Source organism: Burkholderia sp. AU44665, assembly GCF_030504405.1.
Lineage (GTDB): Bacteria > Pseudomonadota > Gammaproteobacteria > Burkholderiales > Burkholderiaceae > Burkholderia > Burkholderia semiarida.
In genome coordinates this window covers 303336-324995 of sequence record NZ_JAUJRI010000004.1, presented here as the reverse complement: position 1 = coordinate 324995, position 21660 = coordinate 303336, and the positions used below count along the sequence as shown (strand labels likewise).

Genomic DNA, 21660 nt, shown 5'->3' with positions numbered 1-21660 from the left:
ACCATGACGACACTCGGCGCACTCGTGATCCTGTATCACCCCAGCGACGCACAGCTCGACGCGCTGCGCGCGTGGCGGCACGCGTGCGATGCGCTGCTCGTCGTCGACAACACGCCGCAGGCCGATGCACGGGTGCGCGACCTGTGTGCGCGTGAAGGCATCGCGCTGCTGCATCACGGCAATCGCGGCGGCATCGCGGGCGCGTACAACGCGGGGCTCGCGGCGCTGTTTCGCGACCGCGTCGATGCGGTCGCGCTGTTCGACCAGGATTCGTCGGTGCCGGCCGCGTATTTCCCGACGATGCGCGAGGTCTGCGCGGGGCTTGCCGGGCGCGCGTTCCTCGCCGGCCCGCGCATCTTCGACGAGAACGCGCGCAGCTTCCTGCCGGAACTCGCGACGAACGGCATCGGCCTGCGCCGCCTGCGCATCGAGCCGGGCGCGCCGATGCAGCGCTGCGCGTTCCTGATTTCATCGGGCTGCGTCGTGTCGCGCGATGCGTTCGACGTGCTTGGCCGCTTCGACGAGACGCTGTTCATCGATCACGTCGATACCGAATACAGCTTCCGCGCGCTGTCGCGCAACGTGCCGCTCTATGTCGTGCCGTCGCTTGTGCTGTCGCACCGGATCGGCGCGAAACGGCGGCATGCGATCGGCCCGTTTGAAATGACGTCGATGAACCATTCGTGGCAACGGCGCTACTACAGCGCGCGCAATGCGGTGCAGCTCGGGATGCAGTACGGGCTGCGTTTTCCGGTGGCGCTCGTGCCGAACCTGCTGACCGTGTGGCAGGTGGTGCAGATCGCGCTCGTCGAGCGCGACAAGCGCGCGAAGCTGGCCGGCATCCTGTTCGGCGTCGCGGACGGCCTGTTCGGCCGGCTCGGCCCGCTCGAGCGCACGCGGCCGCGTCTGGCCGCGCGGGCGCAGCGCGTTCGGCAGGGGTGACGATGCGTCGGATGAAGCAAGCGGCGCGTTCGCCGCGTGGCGTGAAGGGCGGCGCGATGATCGCGGCCGCCGCGGCATTGCTCGCGTTGAGCGGATGCGTGCCGTCGGGCTTCCTGCCGTCGCTGTCGCTGCGCGCGCCGGCCGACGATGCGCTCGTGCATACCGCCGGCCCCGGCCCAAACGGCGCGTGGCCGGCGCCCGACTGGGTGAAGCAGCTACAGGATCCGCAGCTCGACGACCTGGTGGCCGAGGCGTCGCGGAACAGTCCCGATGTGCAGGTTGCACAGGCGCGGTTGCGCATCGCGCAGGCGCAGCTTCAGCAGTTCGATTCGCTGACCGGGCTGACGGGCACGGCCGGCGCGACGATCAGCCGCGCGCGGATGCCGAAGCCCGGCGACATCGCCGACGTGACGGCCGGCGGCTATCGCGTGCCGGTGCAGATTTTCGGCGATCCGAACGTGTCGCCGTCGTCGATCTTCGTCGGACTGAACTACCAGCTCGACCTGTGGGGCAAGAACCGCGCGGCGACGAAGAGCTTGATGTCGTTGCGCGACGCCGCCGGCGTCGAGGCCGAACAGGTGCGGCTCACGCTGGCCGTCGCGATCGTCACCGTGTATTGCCAGCTCGATCAGGCGTATGCGGTGCGCGACCTGTTGCAGCAGAAGCTGAAGATCAGCCAGCGCGTGACGGCCGTGCTGCGCGAGCGCACCGCGCGTGGCCTCGACAATGCGTACGACGCGAGCGACGCGGCGATCAAGCGCAGCCGCCTGCTCGAACAGATCGCGCTGAACGACGAGCAGATCAAGCTCGCGCAACTGCAACTCGGCGTGCTGTCGGGCCGTGGCCCGGAGCGCGGGCTCGCGCTGCAGCGGCCGCGCGTGGGCGCGTTCGCGGGCGGCGGGCTGCCCGCCCGGCTGCCGGCCGATCTGCTCGGCCGCCGGCCCGACATCGTCGCCGCGCGGCTGCGGGTCGAGGCCGCGTTCGCGAACGCCGATTCGACGCGCGCGCAGTTCTATCCGGATGTGAACCTCGTCGCGCTCGGCGGCGTGTTCGCGCTGACGCCCGCGTCGCTGTTCTCGCGCGATTCGCTCGCCGGCTCCGTCGGCCCCGCGATCTCGCTGCCGATCTTCGATCGCGGCCGGCTGAAGGCCAAGCTCGGCGCGGACGTCGCGCAGGCCGACGTCGCGATCGGGCTGTACAACAAGACCGTCGACGACGCGCTCGGGCAGGTCGCGCAACTCGTCACGTCGCTGCAGACGTCGCAGACGCTCGTCGCGCAGCAGCAGGATGCGGTCGCGGCCGCGCAGAAGATCGTGCAGATCGCGGCGGACCGGCATCGGCGCGGCGTGCTGATGCAGAAGGACGTCGATGTCGCGGATCTCACGCTGATCGACGAGCGCGCGCAGATGATCGCGTTGCTCGGCAAGCAGCGGACGCTGCGCGTCGGGCTGATCGGTGCGCTGGGCGGCGGGTTCGATGCGGGCGCAACGGTCGCGCAGGCGCAAGCGCCGGCCGTGCGGCGGGCGCGCAGCGGGGCGGCGGCCGGACGCGGCGCGCCGGCCGCCGTGGCCGCGAACCGGGTAGCGGTAGCCGGCCCGTCGAACGACTCGCCCGCGCGGAGCGCCACGGTTTCACCGGCCGCCGCCACGACGAGGGCCGTGTCCACGCCTGAATCCGCACGACGCGACGACACCACGCGCCCGTCCACGGTCGGTGCGACCCACTCCGACGCGACGCCGCGTGGCACCCCCGTTCTCGCACGTACGGCCTCGGCGAGTCCGATGTCGGGCCCGGCGCCGATGCCCGCGATTCCCGTGTTCCAGCACGATCGTCTGATCGTCACGCAGAGCGACTGATGAACTGATGCACCACGACAACCTTCATTCCGCCGCGCCGCCGGCCGCGCTGAACGACCCGGCCCTCGACGCACGCCGCGCGACGCGCCGCAAGCGCTTCACCGTGTTCCTCGCGATCGTGCTGCTGGCCGCGATCGCGTGGGTCGCGTACTGGCTGTCGAGCGCCCGCTATGACGAAGACACCGACGACGCGTACGTCGCGGGCAGCATCGTGCAGGTCGCCGCGCAGATTCCGGGCACCGTGACCGACGTGCAGGTCGCCGATACGCAGGCCGTGCGCGCGGGGCAGACGCTCGTGAAGCTCGATGACACCGAGGCGTCCGTCGCGTTCGCGCAGGCGAAGGCGCAGCTCGCGCAGGCGGTGCGGCAGGTCGCGAACGCGAAGATCTCGAACACGATGTACGTCGAGGCCGTGAATGCGCGCCGCGCCGACCTGTCGCTGGCGCAGCGCGCGCTGGCCGCGCGCTCGGGCGCATCGGTCGAAATCGTCGCGCCCGAAGAACTGGCGCGGGCCCGCGCGGCGGTGGCCGGCGCGCAGGCGAACCTCGCGGCCGCGCAGGCGCAGCTCGACGCGGCGCGCGCGCTCGGCAGCAAGCTTCCCGTCGACGAAAGCCCGGCCGTCGTGCAGGCGGCCGCGCAATTCAAGCTCGCGTACCGGAACCTGAAGCGCACGACGATCGTCGCGCCGGTCGACGGCACGATCGGGCAGCGCTCGGTGCAGGTCGGCCAGCAAGTCGGGCCCGGTGTGCCGCTGATGTCGATCGTGCAGCTCGACCGGCTGTGGGTCGAGGCGAATTTCAAGGAAGGGCAGATTCGCCACATGCGCGTCGGGCAGCCGGTCGAGGTCGTGTCGGATCTCTACGGCTCGCGCGTCGCCTATCGCGGCCGCGTGCAGGGCTTCTCGGCGGGCACGGGCAGCGCGTTCTCGATGCTGCCGTCGCAGAACGCGGCCGGCAACTGGATCAAGGTCGTGCAGCGCGTGCCGGTCGTGATCGCGCTCGATCCGCGCGACCTCGCCGCGCATCCGCTGCGCGTCGGGCTGTCGATGCGCGCGACGGTCGACACGCACGACCGCAACGGCCACGCGCTCGACAGCGAGCCGCCGACGCCGGCCGTCAGCACGCGCGTGCACGACGGCGTCGCGAGCGACGCGGAGGCCGCCGCCGCCGCGATCATCCGCGAGAATCAGCGCGGGTAGCGCCCGCCGTCGCGGCGGCGGCAGGCCGCGACGGCTGGTCCGACCCCGGTGCGTTTCTCACCTGGGGCGTCCCCGTCGTTTCCCGCCCGACTTTCGTATTTCCGCCATCGATGTCGGCGCCGATCAAACGCATGTCGCGTTTGAGACATCGGCGCCCCTGCCTCCCGGACTACTCTCGAACAGCACGTTGCGTGTGCGCCGCATGAGCCGGCGCGCCGCCGCGCCATCCAACGAGACATGGAGACAATACGATGAGCAGCAATCGAGGTGTCGTCTATCTTGGGCCGGGCAAGGTCGAAGTCCAGAAAATCGATTATCCGAAGATGGTCGACCCGACCGGCCGCGCGATCGGCCACGGCGTGATCCTGAAGGTGGTCAGCACGAACATCTGCGGCTCCGACCAGCACATGGTGCGCGGCCGCACGACCGCGCCGATCGGCCTCGTGCTCGGTCACGAGATCACCGGCGAAGTGGTCGAAGTGGGCCGCGACGTCGAGACGCTGAAGATCGGCGATCTCGTGTCGGTGCCGTTCAACGTCGCGTGCGGCCGCTGCGCGATGTGCAAGGACACGCATACGGGCGTGTGCCTGAACGTGAACCCGTCGCGTGCGGGCGGCGCGTACGGCTACGTCGACATGGGCGGCTGGATCGGCGGCCAGGCCGAATACGTGCTCGTGCCGTATGCCGATTTCAACCTGCTGAAATTCCCGGATCGCGATCAGGCGATGGCGAAGATCCGCGATCTGACCTGCCTGTCCGACATTCTGCCGACCGGTTATCACGGTGCGGTGAGCGCGGGCGTGAAGCCCGGTTCGACGGTCTATATCGCGGGCGCGGGCCCGGTCGGCATGGCGGCGGCCGCATCGGCGCGCCTGCTCGGCGCGGCCGTGACGATCGTCGGCGACATGAATGCGGAACGCCTCGCGCACGCACGGGCGATGGGGTTCGAGACGGTCGACCTGTCGAAGGACGCGTCGCTCGGCGAGCAGATCGAGCAGATCCTCGGCGTGCCCGAGATCGACTGCGCGGTCGATTGCGTCGGCTTCGAGGCGCACGGCCACGGTTCGTCGGGCCATTCGGAGGAAGCGCCCGCGACGGTGCTGAACTCGCTGATGGAGATCACGCGCCCGGCCGGCGCGATCGGCATCCCGGGCCTGTACGTGACGGACGATCCGGGCGCGAAGGACAAGGCTGCCCAGCATGGCAGCCTGAGCATCCGCTTCGGCCTCGGCTGGGCGAAGTCGCATTCGTTCTTCACGGGCCAGACGCCGGTGCTCAAGTACAACCGCAACCTGATGCAGGCGATCCTGTTCGACCGGCTGCCGATCGCGAAGATCGTCAACGTCGAAGTGATTTCGCTCGACCAGGCGCCGGAAGGCTACAAGAAGTTCGACGGTGGCGCGCCGCGCAAATTCGTCATCGATCCGCACGGGTTGCTGGCGGCGTGATGCGCTGGCGTTCGACACGCGACGCGTGACGCGAGAACGGGCGGCTCCGGAAACGGGCCGCCCGTTTTTCGTTGCGGGAGCGAAGGGCAGCGCAACGCGGCGACCGGCGACCCCGATCGTGCGGCGTCGCGGCGATCGTCGTCGCGCGCTGACGAACCGATCATTACCGTGCGGCAGGATCCGCGGGCACACACTCAGGCCACGAACGCCGTTGTATGGAGAGCGGCCGGGAAAAGCGAATCGTCGCGCGCGGGCCCGGGGCACGCTCAGTGGCCGCGATAGAGCTTCGCGATTTCGGCGTGGCTGGCCGCGACGCGACGTGCACGCCCGGTGTGCGCGCTGACGCGGCGGATCGCGCGCGTGCGATGGGCGGTGTCGCGGTTGCCTTTCCAGTCGGCCTCGCGGACTGCGCCGGTGCGCGTCCGGTCAGGCACGCGCAACGACGGCGCGGCTTGCGCAACCGCCATCGGGCGAGTGGGTTTGACGGCGACCGGGGCGCCCTGCTGCGGATCGGCCGCCACTTGCGTTGCATCAGGCGAATGGAACGGGTAGACGGGTGCGGGCAAGACGGGCAGGAACGGATCGCTCGACGCGGGCAACCCGGTTTCGGTCGCGACGGCGGCCGGCGCACCGGACCCGCGACAAGCGGGATCGGCCTTGCAGGTCTGGTCGACCGTCACGTAGCCGCCGACGAGCAGCACGAGCGTGAGGATGCTCAGGATCGGCGCGCTCGACGCGCGCGGCCGCTGGAAAGCCGCGTTGCGAAGTGCGCGGGCGACGCGCGACGACCACGTGTGGAACGACCGCGGCGCGTGCGCGGCGTGTGCGTCGGCCGGTCGGCGATCGATCGGCTCGAACGGCCCGTTCCATTGACCGCAGACGGGGCAGTGCTCGAGTGCGCGGAACGCGACGAAGCCGCATTCGCGGCAGCGGCAGCACGTCGCGTGCCGCGATTCGGCGCGCGCATTCAGCACGGCACGCCACGCATCGCGCGCGCGGACGCTTCGATTGGGCAGGACGCGCATCGTCAGCAACCGATGAACGCTATCGTCGGGCTGCACATCGACGGTCGTTCGCATGCGGCGTTCATGAGATTCTCCATAACATCGGACGCTTGGAACCCGTTCGTCCGCGGCTGCCTTCCGCTTCATTGTTTGTCGCTCGCGCGCGAAACGCAAGGCGCTTCTCGCGCGTCGCGTGCCGCTCGTTTCGTGCTAACTGCCGTGCCGCTGTCGCGCCGCGAGCGTGCCGAGCGTCTCCAGTGCGCGCTCGACGGCCGGCGTCCACGGCCGCCCGTAGTTGAGTCGCACATAGCGGCGAAAGCCGCCGGTCGCGGAGAAGAGCGGCCCGGGCGCGATGCTGACGCCGCTTTCCATCGCATCGCCGAACAGGTGCATCGCATCCACGTGCGGCGGTAACTCGATCCACAGGAAATACCCGCCGCGCGGCGCGAACACTTCGGTGTCCGCCGGAAAATACGCGCGCACGGCCGACAGCATCTGCGCCTGGTGCGCGGCGAGATTGCGCCGCAGCTTGCGCAGGAACCGGTCGTATGCGCCGTCGCGCAGGTAGCTCGAAATCGCCATCTGCGCGGGGACGTCGGCGGCCGGCGCGCTCGCGCCTTTGGCCTGCCGGATCTGCCCAACGAAGCGACCGGCCGCGACCCAGCCGATCCGGAAGCCGGGCGCGAGGCACTTCGAGAACGACCCGCAATGCAGGACGAGCCCGTTATCGTCGTACAGTTTCGCGGGGCGTGTGGGCGCCGTGCCGAACTGCAGTTCGCCATACACGTCGTCCTCGATCAGCGGCACGCCGCGCGACGCGAGCAGGTCGATCAGCGCGCGCTTGCGCTCGTCGGTCAGCGTCGCGCCGGTGGGGTTGTGGAGCGACGTCATGAACCAGCACGCGCGCACCGGATGCGTATCGAGCGCCTCGGCGAGCGCGTCGAGGTCGAGGCCCGTGCGCGGGTCGACCGGAATCTCGACGGCCTTCAGGTGCAGGCACTGGACGGCCTGCAACACCGCGTGGAATGCCGGCCGCTCGATCGCGACGATGTCGCCCGGACGTGTCAGCGCCTGCAGACTGAGCGTCAGCGCTTCGATCGCCCCCGTCGTGATGACGATTTCCTCCAGCGGCAGCGACGCACCCGCGTTCAGGTAGCGCAACGCGATCTGGCGGCGCAGCGGGTCGTAGCCGGGCGGCAGGCCCTCCAGCAGTTTCGTGCGATCCATGTGCCGGGCGGCCGACGCCACGTGACGCCACAGGCTGCTCATCGGAAACAGCGAATAGCTCGCGAATGCCGAGCCGAGCGGCACGATGTCGTCGCACTTGAGCGAATCGAGCAGGCGGGGCAGCGCGTCATCGTCGTCGGCTTGCACGGCGGCCGGCTTGCGCGGCGGATCGCGGCCGAACCGTACGTGCTTGTCCGCGAGATTCGCGACGAAATAACCGGAGCGCGCCCGCGCGACGATCAGGCCCTCGCTTTCCAGCGCGTAGTACGCACGAAACACCGTGGACGGGCTCACCCGATATGCGCGGCATGCCGCGCGCACGGTAGGGATGCGCGCGCCGGCCGCCAGGTCGCCGCGCCGGATGGCGTCGGCGATCGTCTTTGCCAGCACCGCATAGCGCTTCATGCGTGCCCTCCGGCCGTTGGACCTCGATGACAAAGAGTAGTACGGCAGCCGTCACGTGCAAGCGCGCCCCATATCGCTGATCCGCATGTTTTGTGAGCGCTCTGATCCTGTTCTTTCGTCTGACAAGCGGGCATCCTCTCGCAAGCTTTGTTCCCGCTGTCCGACCGATACGGAATTCACGCTGCCCGACCGCGAATCCGTGACGCCCGCGCGTGTCGCGCGAGTCCTTTTCTGCGGCGTCCTTACCTTACCCGAAAGCATCCAGCGTGAAACTGAAGACCCTCGTCGCCGGCCTCGTGGCCGGCATCGCCCTCAACCTGTCCGGCGGCGTCGCAGCCGCAGCCTGCGTCAACAATCCCGCCGCCCAGCCGAACGCGACGTTCCCCGCCGCGCTGACCGGAAAGCTCGTCTATCACAGCTACGTCAAGTACGGCGACGGCACGAGCCAGCTTTTCCTCTACGACTTCTCGGCCCATACGCTGACGCAGCTCAGCAAGAGCGCGTGGGGCATCACCGATCCGATGAACGGCGTGTTCAGCCCTGACGGCAAGTGGCTCGCGTTCATGGGCATCAGCAACGGCGCATGGAACGTGTTCATGCTGCAGCTCGGCGCGGGCACGCCGCCCGTCAACATGACGCACAGCACGGGCGCCACGCGCAACGAGGATCCGAAGTTCAGCACGGACGGCAAGACGCTCGTGTTCAAGCAGAACGGCGACGTCAAGCAGGCGACGCTGTCGTACACGAGCGCGGGCCCGGTGTTCACGTCGGTGGTGAGCCTGACGAACGCACCGGCCGGCGCCGAGTACTCGATGCCGTTCCTCGCGCCGGACGCGAGCGCCGTGTACTACGCGACCGGCACCGGCGCGAACATGGGGCTGATGAAGCGCACGCTCGCGACCGGCGCGACCGCCGTGTTCGATCGTCCGGCCGGGCTGCAGACGTACTACCCGACCGTGCGTGCGGACGGCATGGTGTACTACGCACGCTGGAAGGACAGCGGCGGGGCCGACCAGATCTATGCGAAGACGGCCGACCCGGCCTCGACGCCGAGCGCGCTCGCGCTCAACGACTGCATGAGCAACAACTCGGATCCGGCGCCGGTCAGCGGTACGAACTACCTGTTCTTCTCGTCGACGACGGCGGGCGGCTATCAGCTGTACGTCGGCGACGTGACGACCGGGCAGCGCTGGAGCCTGTCGCAGTTCGGCGTGAATGCCGACGCGGCGAAGGCGAAGCTCGGCGCGAACTACTACGGCGGCCCGGCCGCCGCACGCACGCTGCTGTCGCAGGGGCGGCCGGCCGCGGCGTCGACGAGCTACAACGCGTCGCTGACGCCGGACAAGGCGTTCGACGGCAACACGACGAGCACCCGCTGGGATTCGCCGGAAGGCGCCGGCGTCGATCCGCAATGGATCTCGGTCGATCTCGGCGCGACGAAGGCGATCAGCAGCATCGATCTGTACTGGGATGCGGGTGCGCTTGTCTACCAGATCCAGACGTCGAACGACAACGCGAACTGGACGACGATCTACTCGACGAGCAACGGCGTGTCGTACGGGCATGTGACGCTGCCGAACCTGAAGGGGCAGGGCCGCTACGTGCGCATGCTCGGCACGAAGCGGGCGACGCAGTGGGGGTATTCGCTCGACGAAATGCAGGTGTGGGGATCGTAAGCGCAAACGGAAAGCGGCCTTCGAGGCCGCTTTTTTTTCAGGTAGTACCTGCTTCACGCATGCAGCACATGCGCCGGAAACGCAGGCCCCGCGCTCGCCGCACCCTGCGCGAGCGGCGCCACCTGCTTGCGGCGCTCACGCGTCGGCGCGACGCCGAACGCGTCGCGATAGCTCTTGCTGAAGTGGCATGCCGACTGGAAGCCGCACGCCATCGTGATGTGCATGATCGACATGTCGGTCTGCAGCAGCAACTCGCGCGCCCGGCGCAGCCGCAGCGTCAGGTAATAGTGCGTCGGCGTCATCCCGAGGTGCTCGCGGAAGAGGCGCTGCAACTGCCGCTGCGACATGTTCGCGAGCCGCGCGAGCTCCTCGCGCGACAGCGGTTCCTCGATGTTGTTCTCCATCAGCGAGATCACTTCGAACAGCGACTTGTTCGCCGAGCCCAGCCGCGCGACGAGCGGCATACGCTGTTGTGCGCTCGTATCGCGCACGTGTTCGACGATGAACTGCTCGGCGATCTGCGTGACGCGTGCGGTGCCCACGCGCGCGGCGATCAGGTTCAGCATCATGTCGAGCGGCGCGACGCCGCCCGTGCACGTGATGCGGTCGCGGTCGATCACGAACAGTTCCTTCAGGAAGCGCGTGTCCGGAAACTCTTCCTTCAGCGCCGACATGTTCTCCCAGTGGATCGCGCACGCGTAGCCCGCGAGCAGCCCCGATTTCGCGAGCGCATAGGTGCCCGTGCACAGGCTGCCGAGCGGGATGCCGGAGCGCGCGAAGCGACGCAGTGTCGACAGATGGGCGGGCGTGGTCGCGCGCTGCACGTCGACGCCGCCGCACACGAACACGATGTCGGGTTGTCCCACGCACTCGGCCGGGCCCGTGTCGACCGTCAGGCCGTTGCTCGCCGTGACCGGGCCGCCGTCCGGGCTGATCACAGACCAGCGATAGAGCGGCTGGCCGCTCAGGTAGTTCGCCATCCGAAGCACCTCGATCGCATTGGTGAACGCGATCATCGTGAAGTTCGGTAAAGGCATGAACGCGAAGTGGGACAGCGACGCTGTGCGGTCGGGCGACATGGGGAGCGTTCCTTGAATCTCTAATAGCTTTTGGCCCGGGGCACGAATCGGGCTGCGGTATTGTGTGAGCGAGTGCAACAAGCGTGCCATACGGCTAAACCCTAGCTCCATACGTTGTCTGGGCATCGGCGCGTTGCTGCACTGCACCGTATCCGGGAGACGGCGCACTCGAACGTGCGGCAAACGCACTGCCGGTGTGCGTGTCGATAGGTGAACGTCCAATGCCGTTTCGAGCGGCCGTACCGAAAAGCACGACCGGTCACTTGTATAAAACGGACGCGCATGGCGGAAAAGGCAAAGAACGCGTCTAAATTCATCAATCCGCCGAAAATCCGAACGACAAGAATAGAGCCGTCGGCAGCCTTGCACTGGACGAGCGGCAAACCCAGGCACGGCGGGCCCTGAGCTTCGGTTGCAGCCCTTTATTCTTCGTCACGGACGCACTATGTCGAACACCCAGCCTTTCTTCTCGCAGCCCCTTGCCGAGCGCGACGCGCCGGTGCGCAGCGCCATCCTGAAGGAACTCGAGCGTCAGCAGTCGCAGGTCGAGCTGATCGCGTCGGAAAACATCGTGTCGCGCGCCGTGCTCGAGGCGCAGGGCTCGGTACTGACCAACAAGTACGCGGAAGGCTATCCCGGCAAGCGCTACTACGGCGGCTGCGAATTCGCCGATGAGGTCGAGGCGCTCGCGATCGAACGCGTGAAGCAGATCTTCAACGCCGGCTACGCGAACGTGCAGCCGCACTCGGGCGCGCAGGCGAACGGCTCGGTGATGCTCGCGCTGGCCAAGCCGGGCGACACGGTGCTCGGCATGTCGCTGGATGCCGGCGGCCACCTGACGCACGGCGCGAAGCCGGCACTGTCGGGCAAGTGGTTCAACGCGGTCCAGTACGGCGTGAACCGCGACACGCTGCGCATCGACTACGATCAGGTCGAGGCGCTTGCCCACGAGCACAAGCCGAACCTCATCATCGCCGGCTTCTCGGCGTACCCGCGCGCGCTCGACTTCGCACGCTTTCGCGCGATCGCCGACAGCGTCGGCGCGAAGCTGATGGTCGACATGGCGCACATCGCGGGCGTGATCGCCGCGGGTCGCCACGCGAACCCGGTCGAGCACGCGCACGTCGTCACGTCGACCACGCACAAGACGCTGCGCGGCCCGCGCGGCGGCTTCGTGCTGACCAACGACGAGGAGATCGCGAAGAAGATCAACTCGGCCGTGTTCCCCGGTCTGCAGGGCGGCCCGCTGATGCACGTGATCGCCGGCAAGGCCGTCGCGTTCGGCGAAGTGCTGCATGCGGATTTCAAGACCTACATCGACAACGTGCTCGCGAACGCGCAGGCGCTCGGCGAAGTGCTGAAGGCCGGCGGCGTCGATCTCGTCACGGGCGGCACCGACAACCATCTGCTGCTGGTGGACCTGCGCCCGAAGGGCCTGAAGGGTGCGCCGGTCGAGCAGGCGCTGGAACGCGCGGGTATCACCTGCAACAAGAACGGCATCCCGTTCGACACCGAGAAGCCGACCGTCACGTCGGGCATTCGCCTCGGCACGCCGGCCGGCACGACGCGCGGTTTCGGCGTCGCGGAGTTCCGCGAGATCGGCCGCCTGATCCTCGAAGTGTTCGACGCGCTGCGGGCGAACCCCGAGGGCGACCCGGCAACCGAGCAGCGCGTGCGCCGCGAGATCTTCGCGCTCTGCGAGCGCTTCCCGATCTACTGATCGACCCCACAAGAACAGTCACACGAGCGAGAGCAGATATGAGCACGCTGCATCAGGACAGCATCATCATCGACGGACTGAACATCTCGAAGTTCGAGAAGCCGGTGTTCGAGGACATGCGCAAGGGTGGTATCACGGCCGCGAACTGCACGGTGTCGGTGTGGGAGAACTTCACCAAGACCGTCGACAACATCGGCGTCATGAAGAAGAAGATCCGCGACAACGGCGAGCTGCTGACGCTCGTGCGCACGACGGACGACATCTTCCGCGCGAAGAAGGAAGGCAAGACCGGGATCATCCTCGGCTTCCAGAACGCGCATGCGTTCGAGGACAACCTCGGCTACATCGAGGCGTTCGCCGACATGGGCGTGCGCGTCGTGCAGCTTTGCTACAACACGCAGAACCTCGTCGGCACCGGCTGCTACGAGCGCGACGGCGGGCTGTCGGATTTCGGCCGCGAAGTGATCACCGAGATGAATCGCGTCGGCATCATGGTCGACCTGTCGCATGTGGGCGGCAACACGTCGTCGGAAGCGATCGCATTCTCGAAGAAGCCGGTGTGCTACTCGCACTGCCTGCCGTCGGGCCTGAAGGAGCATCCGCGCAACAAGAGCGACGCGCAACTGAAGGAGATCGCCGATGCGGGCGGCTTCGTCGGCGTGACGATGTTCGCGCCGTTCCTGAAGCGCGGCATCGAAGCGAACATCGACGACTACATCGAGGCGATCGACTACGTCGTGAACCTGATCGGCGAGGACGCGGTCGGCATCGGCACGGACTTCACGCAGGATTTCGCGAAGGAATTCTTCGACATGCTCACGCATGACAAGGGCCGCTATCGCCAGCTGACGAACTTCGGCAAGGTGATCAACCCGGACGGCATCCGCACGATCGGCGAATTCCCGAACCTGACCGCCGCGATGGAACGTCACGGCTGGAAGGAGTCGCGCATCCGCAAGATCATGGGCGAGAACTGGGTACGCGTGTTCAAGGACGTGTGGGGCGCGTAAGCGCCCGCCGAGCCGAACCGCTCCCTTCGTTTCAACATAAAAAAATCGGGACGTGCCAGCGCTTGCCGCGCGGGCACGCGGACGATGTCGCGCCTGCGCGCCGAGCCGCGCGGCCACTTTCCTCACGGAGTCACCACGATGCAACCGCAACTGCCGATCAACGTCGATCCCGATACCGGCGTCTGGACCACCGACGCGCTGCCGATGCTGTACGTGCCGCGCCACTTCTTCACGAACAACCACGTCGCCGTCGAGGAAGCGCTCGGCGTCGAAGCGTATGCCGAGATCCTCTACAAGGCCGGCTACAAGTCGGCTTACCACTGGTGCGACAAGGAAGCCAAGCAGCACGGCATCACCGGCATGGCCGTGTTCGAGCATTACCTGAAGCGCCTGTCGCAACGCGGCTGGGGGCTGTTCTCGATCATCGAGGCAGATCCGGCGAGCGCACGCGCGAAGATCGAGCTGCGCCACTCGTCGTTCGTGCTCCAGCAGCCGGGCAAGGAAGGCAAGCTCTGCTACATGTTCGCGGGCTGGTTCGCGGGCGCGATGGACTGGGTCAACGACACGACGCCGGAAGGCAAGCATGCGCCGCGCGCGCAATCGAAGGAAGTGCAGTGCGCGGCCGAGCATCACGACCACTGCGTCTTCGAAGTGTCGCCGATCGCGCACTGATGCATTGATTCACTGAAGCAGAACAACACCCGCAACACGAGACATTCGAACGCCAGAGGTCGCCAGCGATGCGTTATCCCCACCTGTTCAAACCCATGCAGCTGAACCAGCTGACGCTGCGCAACCGGATCGTCAGCACCGCGCACGCGGAGGTGTATGCCGAGCCGGGCGGCCTGCCGGGCGACCGCTATATCCGCTACTACGAAGAAAAGGCGAAGGGTGGTGTCGGTCTGGCCATCTGCGGCGGCTCGAGCCCGGTGTCGATCGACAGCCCGCAAGGCTGGTGGAAATCGGTGAACCTGTCGACCGACAAGATCATCGATCCGCTCACGCGTCTGGCCGACACGATGCACAAGCACGGCGCGAAGATCATGATCCAGGCGACGCACATGGGCCGCCGCTCGTCGTTCCACGGCGAGCACTGGCCGCACCTGATGTCGCCGTCGGGCGTGCGCGAACCCGTGCACCGCGGCAACGCGAAGATCATCGAGATCGAGGAAATCCGCCGCATCATCGGTGATTTCGCGGCGGCCGCGAAGCGCGTGAAGGCGGCCGGCATGGACGGCATCGAAATCTCCGCCGCGCACCAGCACCTGATCGACCAGTTCTGGAGCAAGCGTTCGAACCATCGCACCGACGAATGGGGCGGCAGCCTCGAAAACCGCCTGCGCTTCGGTATCGAAGTGCTGACTGCCGTGCGCGAGGCGGTCGGCAAGGATTTCTGCGTCGGCCTGCGCATGTGCGGCGACGAATTCCACGAGGACGGCCTCGATCACGAAGCGCTGAAGGAAATCGCGCAGGCGATGTCGGAGACGGGCCTGATCGACTACCTGAGCGTGGTCGGCTCGGGCGGCGACACGCACAACACGATCGCCAACTGCATGCCGCCGATGGCGCTGCCGCCGGAGCCGTTCGTGCATCTCGCGGCCGGCATCAAGTCGGTCGTGAAGATTCCGGTGATGCACGCGCAGAGCATCCGCGACGCGGGGCAGGCCGAGCGCCTGCTCGCGAACGGGATGATCGACCTGGTCGGGATGACGCGCGCGCAGATCGCCGATCCGCACATGGTGATCAAGATCCGCGACGGCCGCGAGGACGAAATCAAGCAGTGTGTCGGCGCGAACTATTGCATCGACCGCCAGTACAACGGGCTCGACGTGCTGTGCATCCAGAACGCGGCGACGTCGCGCGAAGCGACGATGCCGCACATCATCGAGAAGTCGCGCGGCCCGAAGCGCAAGGTCGTGGTGGTCGGCGCGGGCCCGGCGGGCCTCGAGGCCGCGCGTGTCGCGAAGCTGCGCGGCCACGACGTCGTGCTGTTCGAGAAGAACACGGAAGTGGGCGGCCAGGTGATGATCGCCGCGAAGGCGCCGCAGCGCGAGCAGATGTCGGGGATCATCCGCTGGTTCGACATGGAAACGAAGCGCCTGGGCGTCGACCGGCGTCTCGGCGTGGCCGCCGACGAGAAGATGATCATGGCCGAGAAGCCGGACATCGTCGTGCTTGCCACCGGCGGTTCGAGCTTCACGTGGCAGGTGCCGGCGTGGGGCGTGGCCGAAGGCCTCGCCGTGAGCTCGTGGGACATCCTGACCGGCAAGGTCGAGCCGAAGCAGAACGTGCTGCTGTTCGACGGCGTGAGCACGCATGCGGGCGCCGGCGTGGCCGACTTCATGGCGAGCCGCGGCTCGAAGGTCGAGGTGGTGACGCCGGACGTGAAGGTGGCCGACGATTGCGGCGGCACGACGTTCCCGATCTTCTATCGCCGCCTGTACGCGTTCGGCGTGATCCCGACGCCGAACACGATGCTCGATCGCGTCTATGAAGAGAACGGCAAGATGATCGCCGTGCTGCGCAACGAGTACACGGAAGAACTGGAAGAGCGCGCGGTCGACCAGGTGGTGATCGAGAACGGCTCGTCGCCGAACGACGAGCTGTACTGGAAGCTCAAGCCGGAATCGGTGAACCGCGGCCAGATCGATCCGCACACGCTGTTCGCGGCCGAGCCGCAGCCGTGCCTGTCGGAAGAACTCGGCAACGGCCGTTTCCTGCTGTTCCGTGTCGGCGACTGCATCTCGATGCACAACGTCCACGGTGCGATCTACGACTCGCTGCGTCTCGTGAAGGATTTCTAAAAGATGAATCCGTCCTTCCTCATTACCGCCTTGTTGTGGCTGTCGGTGGCGGGGCTCGCGTTCGCGGTCGCGAAGCGCTCGTCCTACTGGCGTCTGGGCCGCGCCACCGCGCCCGGCGCGTTTGGCGTCGCGAACCTGTTCGCGATTCCGAAGCGTTATTTCGTCGACCTGCACCACGTGGTCGCCCGCGATCCGTACATCGCGAAGACCCACGTCGCGACCGCCGGCGGCGCGATCGGCGCGCTCGCGCTGGTGTTCGTCAACTACGGCCTCGCGATCTACTCGCCGTGGCTCGACAAGCTGATCTTCCTCGCGGCGCTCGCGATGCTGGTGGGCGCGGTGTTCGTGTGGCGTCGCCGCGCGGCGAAGAACGTGCCGGCGCGCCTGTCGCGCGGCCCGTGGAATACGCTGCCCTGGCTGCTCGGTTCGTTCGCGCTCGGCCTCGTGCTGTTCATGCTGGTGCCCACCGGCGCGATGTCGGGTGCGTTCGCGGTGCTCTGCGCGCTGCTGATCGGCATCGGGGCGTTCACGATGACGATCGGCGCGGCGAAAGGCGGCCCGATGAAGCATGCGATCGCCGGCCTGCTGCATCTCGCGTTCCACCCGCGCCAGGAGCGTTTCGCGGCCACCCGCGAATCGTTCACCGGCAACGGCACGGCCACGCCGCCGACCGCGCTGAAGCTGCCGGACATCGACCATCAGGAGTACGGCGTCGCGAAGCCGGTCGAATTCCGCTGGAACCAGTTGCTGAGCTTCGACGCATGCGTGCAGTGCGGCAAGTGCGAAGCCGCATGCCCCGCCTTCGCGTCGGGCCAGCCGCTGAACCCGAAGAAGCTGATCCAGGATCTCGTCGTCGGGATGGCCGGCGGTACCGATGCGGCGTACGCGGGCAGCCCGACGCCGGGCCTGCCTGTCGGCCAGCATCGCGGCGAGCCGAACGGCCCGATCGTGTCGGGCCTGATCGAGGAACAGACGCTGTGGTCGTGCACCACCTGCCGCGCGTGCGTGCAGGAATGCCCGATGCTGATCGAACACGTCGACGCGATCGTCGACATGCGCCGCAACCGCACGCTCGTGCACGGCACGGTGCCGGGCAAGGGCCAGGAAGTACTCGCGAACCTGCGCGAGACGGGCACGATGGGCGGCTACGACACGGCCGCGCGCTACGACTGGTCGGTCGACCTGAGCGCACCCGTCGCGCAGCCTGGCAAGCCGGTGGACGTGCTGTTCGTCGCGGGTGAAGGCGCGTTCGACATGCGCTACCAGCGCACGCTGCGTGCGTTCGTGAAGGTGCTGAACAAGGCGGGCGTCGACTACGCGGTGCTCGGCCCGACCGAGACCGACACGGGCGACGTCGCGCGCCGGCTCGGCGACGAAGCGACGTTCCAGCAGATGGCGAAGCGCCTGATCGGCACGCTCGGCACGCTGTCGTACAAGCAGATCGTGACGGCCGACCCGCACGTGATGCACAGCCTGCGCAACGAATACCGTGCGCTCGGGCTGCGCGTGACGGTCAAGCATCACACGACGTATCTGGCCGAACTGGCCGACAGCGGCAAGATCGCGCCGAAGGCGGTCGAGGCGCTGCAGGAGAAGCGCACCACGTATCACGACCCGTGCTACCTCGGCCGCTACAACGGCGAGACGGAAGCACCGCGCAAGCTGCTGAAGACGATCGGCATCCAGGTCGTCGAGATGGAGCGCAACGGCATGCGCGGCCGCTGCTGCGGCGGTGGCGGCGGCGCGCCGCTCACCGACATCCCCGGCAAGCAGCGCATCCCGGACATCCGCATCGCCGACGCACGCACGATCGGCGCGGACGTGGTCGCGGTTGCGTGCCCGAACTGCACGGCCATGCTCGAAGGCGTCGTGGGCCCGCGCCCCGACGTGCTCGACGTCGCCGAACTCGTCGCCGCCTCGCTGGAGTGAATCGATGAATACGATCAAACGAATCGATCCGCGCCGGCCGTTCATCATCACGGCCGCCGGCCTGAAGCGCATCACGCTCGGCGAGGAAGGCAGCGCCGATGCGAACGCCGCGCAGTGGTCCGCGCACGGTCATGGCGCCGCGGCGGCGAAGCCGCGCCGCGCGCTGCAGGATCCGAAGCACGTGATGCTGGTGGTCGCCCATGGCGAACGCGGCGCGCTCGACGACCATTCGCGGCAGGCGATCGCCGCCGCGGCCGTGCTCGCCGATGCGCAGACCGAAGTCGCGCTGCTCGCGTTCGGCGAACTCAAGGACGACGTGGCCGAACTGGGTGTCGACAAGCTGCTCGAGCTGACCGGCTTCGATCGCCGCGCGTTCGACCCCGAAAGCGAACTGCAAGCATTGCAGGCCTGTGTGGCCGCGCTCGCCCCGAAGCATGTGTTCGTGCCCGACAACGCGACCGGCGACGGCGATCTCGGCCGCCGTTACGCGGCGGCGGCCGGCGCGAGCGTCGCGACCCACGTCGTCGAGATCGACGCGAAGCACGTGGGCGCGTACGCGCAGGCCGGGCGCGCGTTCGCGACCCGTGCGCTGCCCGACGTGATCCTGCTCGCGCAGAATGCGGTGGAGGCGAAGCTGCCGTTCGTCGGTGCCGGCGAACGCGTGGCTGCCGATTTCATCCGCCCGGCGCATGACGCCGCGCAGCCGTACCGCGATCTCGGCCTCGACGAAATCGATGCGGCCCAGGTCGCGCTCGAGGAAGCCGACTTCATCGTGTCGGCCGGCAACGGCGTGTCCGACATCGCTGCGTTCGAGCGGCTGGCCGGCGTGTTCGGCGCGGCGATCGGCGCGAGCCGCGTCGCGGTCGACAACGGCCACTTCACGCGCGACAAGCAGGTCGGCGCGACCGGCAAGACGGTCGAGGCGAGCGTGTACATCGCGTTCGGCATCTCGGGCGCGGTGCAGCATTTGCAGGGGATCAAGGATTGCCGCCACGTGATCGCGGTGAACCTCGACGGCAGCGCGCCGATCGCCAAGCGCGCGAATCTGACGGTGGTCGGCGACGCGCAGGCGACGATCGCCGCGCTGATCGAACAGGTCCAGGCCGCGCGGGCCGCGCGCGGCGAATCGCCGGCCGCGGTCGGTACCCGTGAACCCGAAGGAGTCGCCGCATGAATGCCCCTCGCCCCTTGCAACGCATCGCGGTGCTCGTGTCCGTCGGCCGGCATCCGGTCAGCGGCGTCGCGCGCTACAGCCGCAACGATGCGGCCGCGCTCGAAACCGGCCGCCAGCTCGCGGAAAAACATCGCGCGACGCTCGACGTGATCCACGCGGGCGACCCCGCCAACGCCGCGCTCGCCGAGTATCTGGCGCTCGGCGCGCGGGAGGTTGAAGTGCTGGCCTGCCGAGACGGCGACGATGCCGTGCACGCGCTCGCCGCGCGTGTCGAAGGCTACGACCTCGTGCTGACCGGCACGCGCGCCGAGGGCGCGTACGACACCGGGATGCTGCCGTACCGCGTCGCCGCGGCGCTCGGCTATCCGCTCGTCGGCTCGGCCGTCGACGTGACGGTCGATGGCGGTCGCGTGGCAGTCCGGCAATTTTTGCCGAAAGGGCTGCGGCGGCGCGTCGACGCGGCGCTGCCGGCCGTCGTGGCCGTCCATCCGCTCGCCGGTGTCGAGCCGCGCTATGCCTATGCGCGGCTGCGCGCCGGCGCGATCCGGCCGGCGCTCGCGGCGAGCGGCGCGGACGCCGACGCCACCGCGTGGACGGTCGGCCCGGTCGAGCGTAAACCCGTAAAACTGGTCGCCGCCGAGAAGCGCTCCGGGCATGCCCGGATGCTGTCCGCGACGACGACCGAAAGCCGTGGCGGCAACGTCGTAAATGAAGGGAGTTCGGTCGAAAAAGCACAAGTGATCCTTGCGTATTTGCGCGAGCATCAGCTCATCGACTACTGATTTTGATGCCTGTCGGCAAGAACCCAGGGATGCAAGGAATCCGGAGCAAACGATGAAAGTATCGGCAGACATTCGTGCATTGATCGAACGCCGCAAGGCAGGCTACAGCCTCGAAGCGCCGTTCTACACGAGCGAGGACATTTTCGCGCTCGACATGGAGGCGATTTTCCGCCAGCACTGGATCCAGGTGGCGATCGAACCGGACATTCCCGAGCCGGGCGATTACGTGACCGTGCAGTTGGGCAACGATTCGATCCTGATCGTGCGCGACGACGACATGGCGATCCGCGCGTTCCACAACGTGTGCCGTCACCGCGGCGCGCGCCTGTGCAACGAAGATAAAGGCTCGGTCGGCAACATCGTGTGCCCGTACCACAGCTGGACCTACAACCTGACGGGCCAACTGATGTTCGCCGAGCACATGGGCGAGAAGTTCGACCGTTGCAAGCACAGCCTGAAGTCGGTGCACGTCGAGAACCTCGCGGGCCTGATCTTCATCTGCCTCGCCGACGAGCCGCCCGTCGATTTCGCGCAGATGCGCGCCGAGATGGAACCGTACCTGCTGCCGCACGATCTGCCGAACACGAAGATCGCCGCGCAGATCGACATCATCGAGGAAGGCAACTGGAAGCTCACGATGGAGAACAACCGCGAGTGCTATCACTGCGTCGCGAACCATCCGGAGCTGACGATCTCGCTGTACGAATACGGCTTCGGCTACCAGCGTTCCGACGCGAACGCCGAAGGCATGGACGCTTTCGCCGAGACCTGCGTGCGCCGCGGCAAGGAGTGGGCGGAGATGGGCCTGCCGTCCGCCGAAATCGAAAAGCTGCTCGACGTGACGGGTTTCCGCACGCAGCGCTTGCCGCTCGACCGCCACGGCGAATCGCAGACGCTCGACGCGAAGGTCGCGTCGAAGAAGCTACTCGGCGGCTTCGACAAGGCCGACCTCGGCGGGCTGTCGTTCTGGACGCAGCCGAACTCGTGGCACCACTTCATGAGCGATCACATCGTGACGTTCTCGGTGATCCCGCTGTCGGCCGGCAAGACGCTCGTGCGCACGAAGTGGCTCGTGCACAAGGACGCGAAGGAAGGCATCGACTACGACGTGAAGAACCTCACGGCCGTGTGGAACGCGACCAACGACCAGGATCGCGCGCTCGTCGAATTCTCGCAGCGCGGCGCGACCAGCAGTGCGTACGAGCCGGGCCCGTATTCGCCGTACACGGAAGGTCTCGTCGAAAAATTCTCGGCCTGGTACATCGGCCGGCTCGCCGAACAAACCGGCGCGTAGTCGTCAGCGGAACAGCAAGCGGAGCAACTGATGAAACGACCCTCACGTTCACTTCGTTCACTGCCCCCCGCGGGGGCGGTCAGCCTCCTTGGGGCGGCCCTGCGGAGGCTGA

Annotated in this window: 16 protein-coding genes; 13 read left to right on the top strand and 3 right to left on the bottom strand. The window is 67.7% G+C overall.

The features are described from left to right. Positions 1-3 precede the first annotated feature (3 nt). The 4 genes from QZM15_RS12350 to fdhA all read left to right on the top strand — a co-directional run bounded on the left by QZM15_RS12350 (position 4) and on the right by fdhA (position 5444). Complete coding sequence (locus QZM15_RS12350; RefSeq protein WP_302106475.1) at positions 4-942, top strand: glycosyltransferase family 2 protein; 939 nt, start codon at positions 4-6, stop codon at positions 940-942. Positions 943-944: 2 nt separating this feature from the next. Then, complete coding sequence (locus QZM15_RS12345; RefSeq protein ID WP_367033671.1) at positions 945-2798, top strand: efflux transporter outer membrane subunit; 1854 nt, start codon at positions 945-947, stop codon at positions 2796-2798. A gap of 7 nt (positions 2799-2805) precedes the next feature. After that, complete coding sequence (locus QZM15_RS12340) at positions 2806-3996, top strand: HlyD family efflux transporter periplasmic adaptor subunit (protein WP_124659180.1); 1191 nt, start codon at positions 2806-2808, stop codon at positions 3994-3996. A gap of 251 nt (positions 3997-4247) precedes the next feature. Further along, positions 4248-5444, top strand: a complete 1197-nt coding sequence (gene fdhA, locus QZM15_RS12335) for a formaldehyde dehydrogenase, glutathione-independent (protein ID WP_044844368.1) — start codon at positions 4248-4250, stop codon at positions 5442-5444. Between the two features lie 266 nt (positions 5445-5710). Here the strand turns inward: fdhA and QZM15_RS12330 are convergent, their stop codons facing one another. Both QZM15_RS12330 and QZM15_RS12325 read right to left on the bottom strand, forming a co-directional pair. Next, a complete protein-coding gene (locus QZM15_RS12330) occupies positions 5711-6469 on the bottom strand; it encodes a hypothetical protein (protein WP_124659186.1) in 759 nt (252 codons plus the stop codon). A 189-nt stretch (positions 6470-6658) separates the two neighbouring features. Further along, positions 6659-8080: a PLP-dependent aminotransferase family protein gene (locus QZM15_RS12325; RefSeq protein ID WP_089465738.1), complete on the bottom strand. Its 1422-nt coding sequence runs from the start codon at positions 8078-8080 to the stop codon at positions 6659-6661. Positions 8081-8346: 266 nt separating this feature from the next. Between QZM15_RS12325 and QZM15_RS12320 the strand changes: the two genes are divergently transcribed. Continuing rightward, the gene (locus QZM15_RS12320; protein WP_302106473.1) at positions 8347-9756 is read left to right on the top strand and encodes a discoidin domain-containing protein; all 1410 of its coding nucleotides are present in this window, start codon (positions 8347-8349) and stop codon (positions 9754-9756) included. 53 nt (positions 9757-9809) lie between these two features. Here the strand turns inward: QZM15_RS12320 and QZM15_RS12315 are convergent, their stop codons facing one another. Next, positions 9810-10925, bottom strand: a complete 1116-nt coding sequence (locus tag QZM15_RS12315) for a GlxA family transcriptional regulator (RefSeq protein ID WP_081059242.1) — start codon at positions 10923-10925, stop codon at positions 9810-9812. Positions 10926-11280: 355 nt separating this feature from the next. Here QZM15_RS12315 and QZM15_RS12310 point away from each other — a divergent pair, with 355 nt between their 5' ends. From QZM15_RS12310 to QZM15_RS12275, 8 genes are all read left to right on the top strand, one after another. Beyond that, positions 11281-12555: a serine hydroxymethyltransferase gene (locus QZM15_RS12310; RefSeq protein ID WP_059583205.1), complete on the top strand. Its 1275-nt coding sequence runs from the start codon at positions 11281-11283 to the stop codon at positions 12553-12555. A gap of 38 nt (positions 12556-12593) precedes the next feature. After that, positions 12594-13565, top strand: a complete 972-nt coding sequence (locus QZM15_RS12305; protein ID WP_034186088.1) for a dipeptidase — start codon at positions 12594-12596, stop codon at positions 13563-13565. 138 nt (positions 13566-13703) lie between these two features. Next, positions 13704-14237, top strand: coding sequence for a DUF5943 domain-containing protein (locus QZM15_RS12300; protein WP_059583203.1), 534 nt, complete (start codon positions 13704-13706; stop codon positions 14235-14237). 68 nt (positions 14238-14305) lie between these two features. Further along, positions 14306-16369, top strand: coding sequence for an NADH:flavin oxidoreductase (locus QZM15_RS12295; RefSeq protein WP_104013195.1), 2064 nt, complete (start codon positions 14306-14308; stop codon positions 16367-16369). Positions 16370-16372: 3 nt separating this feature from the next. Beyond that, the gene (locus tag QZM15_RS12290) at positions 16373-18298 is read left to right on the top strand and encodes a (Fe-S)-binding protein (RefSeq protein WP_302106472.1); all 1926 of its coding nucleotides are present in this window, start codon (positions 16373-16375) and stop codon (positions 18296-18298) included. Between the two features lie 4 nt (positions 18299-18302). Then, complete coding sequence (locus tag QZM15_RS12285; protein ID WP_059583198.1) at positions 18303-19472, top strand: electron transfer flavoprotein subunit alpha/FixB family protein; 1170 nt, start codon at positions 18303-18305, stop codon at positions 19470-19472. Then, positions 19469-20254 carry an electron transfer flavoprotein subunit beta/FixA family protein gene (locus QZM15_RS12280; protein WP_302106471.1) on the top strand — a complete coding sequence of 262 codons (786 nt, stop codon included), beginning with the start codon at positions 19469-19471 and terminating at the stop codon, positions 20252-20254. The genes QZM15_RS12285 and QZM15_RS12280 overlap by 4 nt, the downstream gene beginning before the upstream one ends. 52 nt (positions 20255-20306) lie before the next feature. Then, on the top strand, positions 20307-21548 hold the full coding sequence (locus QZM15_RS12275) for an SRPBCC family protein (protein WP_059583196.1): 1242 nt from the start codon (positions 20307-20309) through the stop codon (positions 21546-21548). Positions 21549-21660: the final 112 nt, after the last annotated feature.

Excerpts from the sequence above, each read along its gene's own strand:
- QZM15_RS12300 (WP_059583203.1), top strand. The coding sequence starts at position 13,704 with ATGCAACCGCAACTGCCGATCAACGTCGATCCCGATACCGGCGTCTGG.
- QZM15_RS12315 (WP_081059242.1), bottom strand. The coding sequence starts at position 10,925 with ATGGCACGCTTGTTGCACTCGCTCACACAATACCGCAGCCCGATTCGT.
- QZM15_RS12325 (WP_089465738.1), bottom strand. The coding sequence starts at position 8,080 with ATGAAGCGCTATGCGGTGCTGGCAAAGACGATCGCCGACGCCATCCGG.
- QZM15_RS12350 (WP_302106475.1), top strand. The coding sequence starts at position 4 with ATGACGACACTCGGCGCACTCGTGATCCTGTATCACCCCAGCGACGCA.
- QZM15_RS12310 (WP_059583205.1), top strand. The coding sequence starts at position 11,281 with ATGTCGAACACCCAGCCTTTCTTCTCGCAGCCCCTTGCCGAGCGCGAC.
- QZM15_RS12275 (WP_059583196.1), top strand. The coding sequence starts at position 20,307 with ATGAAAGTATCGGCAGACATTCGTGCATTGATCGAACGCCGCAAGGCA.
- QZM15_RS12280 (WP_302106471.1), top strand. The coding sequence starts at position 19,469 with ATGAATGCCCCTCGCCCCTTGCAACGCATCGCGGTGCTCGTGTCCGTC.
- QZM15_RS12340 (WP_124659180.1), top strand. The coding sequence starts at position 2,806 with ATGCACCACGACAACCTTCATTCCGCCGCGCCGCCGGCCGCGCTGAAC.
- QZM15_RS12345 (WP_367033671.1), top strand. The coding sequence starts at position 945 with ATGCGTCGGATGAAGCAAGCGGCGCGTTCGCCGCGTGGCGTGAAGGGC.
- QZM15_RS12290 (WP_302106472.1), top strand. The coding sequence starts at position 16,373 with ATGAATCCGTCCTTCCTCATTACCGCCTTGTTGTGGCTGTCGGTGGCG.
- QZM15_RS12285 (WP_059583198.1), top strand. The coding sequence starts at position 18,303 with ATGAATACGATCAAACGAATCGATCCGCGCCGGCCGTTCATCATCACG.
- QZM15_RS12330 (WP_124659186.1), bottom strand. The coding sequence starts at position 6,469 with ATGCGCGTCCTGCCCAATCGAAGCGTCCGCGCGCGCGATGCGTGGCGT.
- fdhA (WP_044844368.1), top strand. The coding sequence starts at position 4,248 with ATGAGCAGCAATCGAGGTGTCGTCTATCTTGGGCCGGGCAAGGTCGAA.
- QZM15_RS12305 (WP_034186088.1), top strand. The coding sequence starts at position 12,594 with ATGAGCACGCTGCATCAGGACAGCATCATCATCGACGGACTGAACATC.
- QZM15_RS12295 (WP_104013195.1), top strand. The coding sequence starts at position 14,306 with ATGCGTTATCCCCACCTGTTCAAACCCATGCAGCTGAACCAGCTGACG.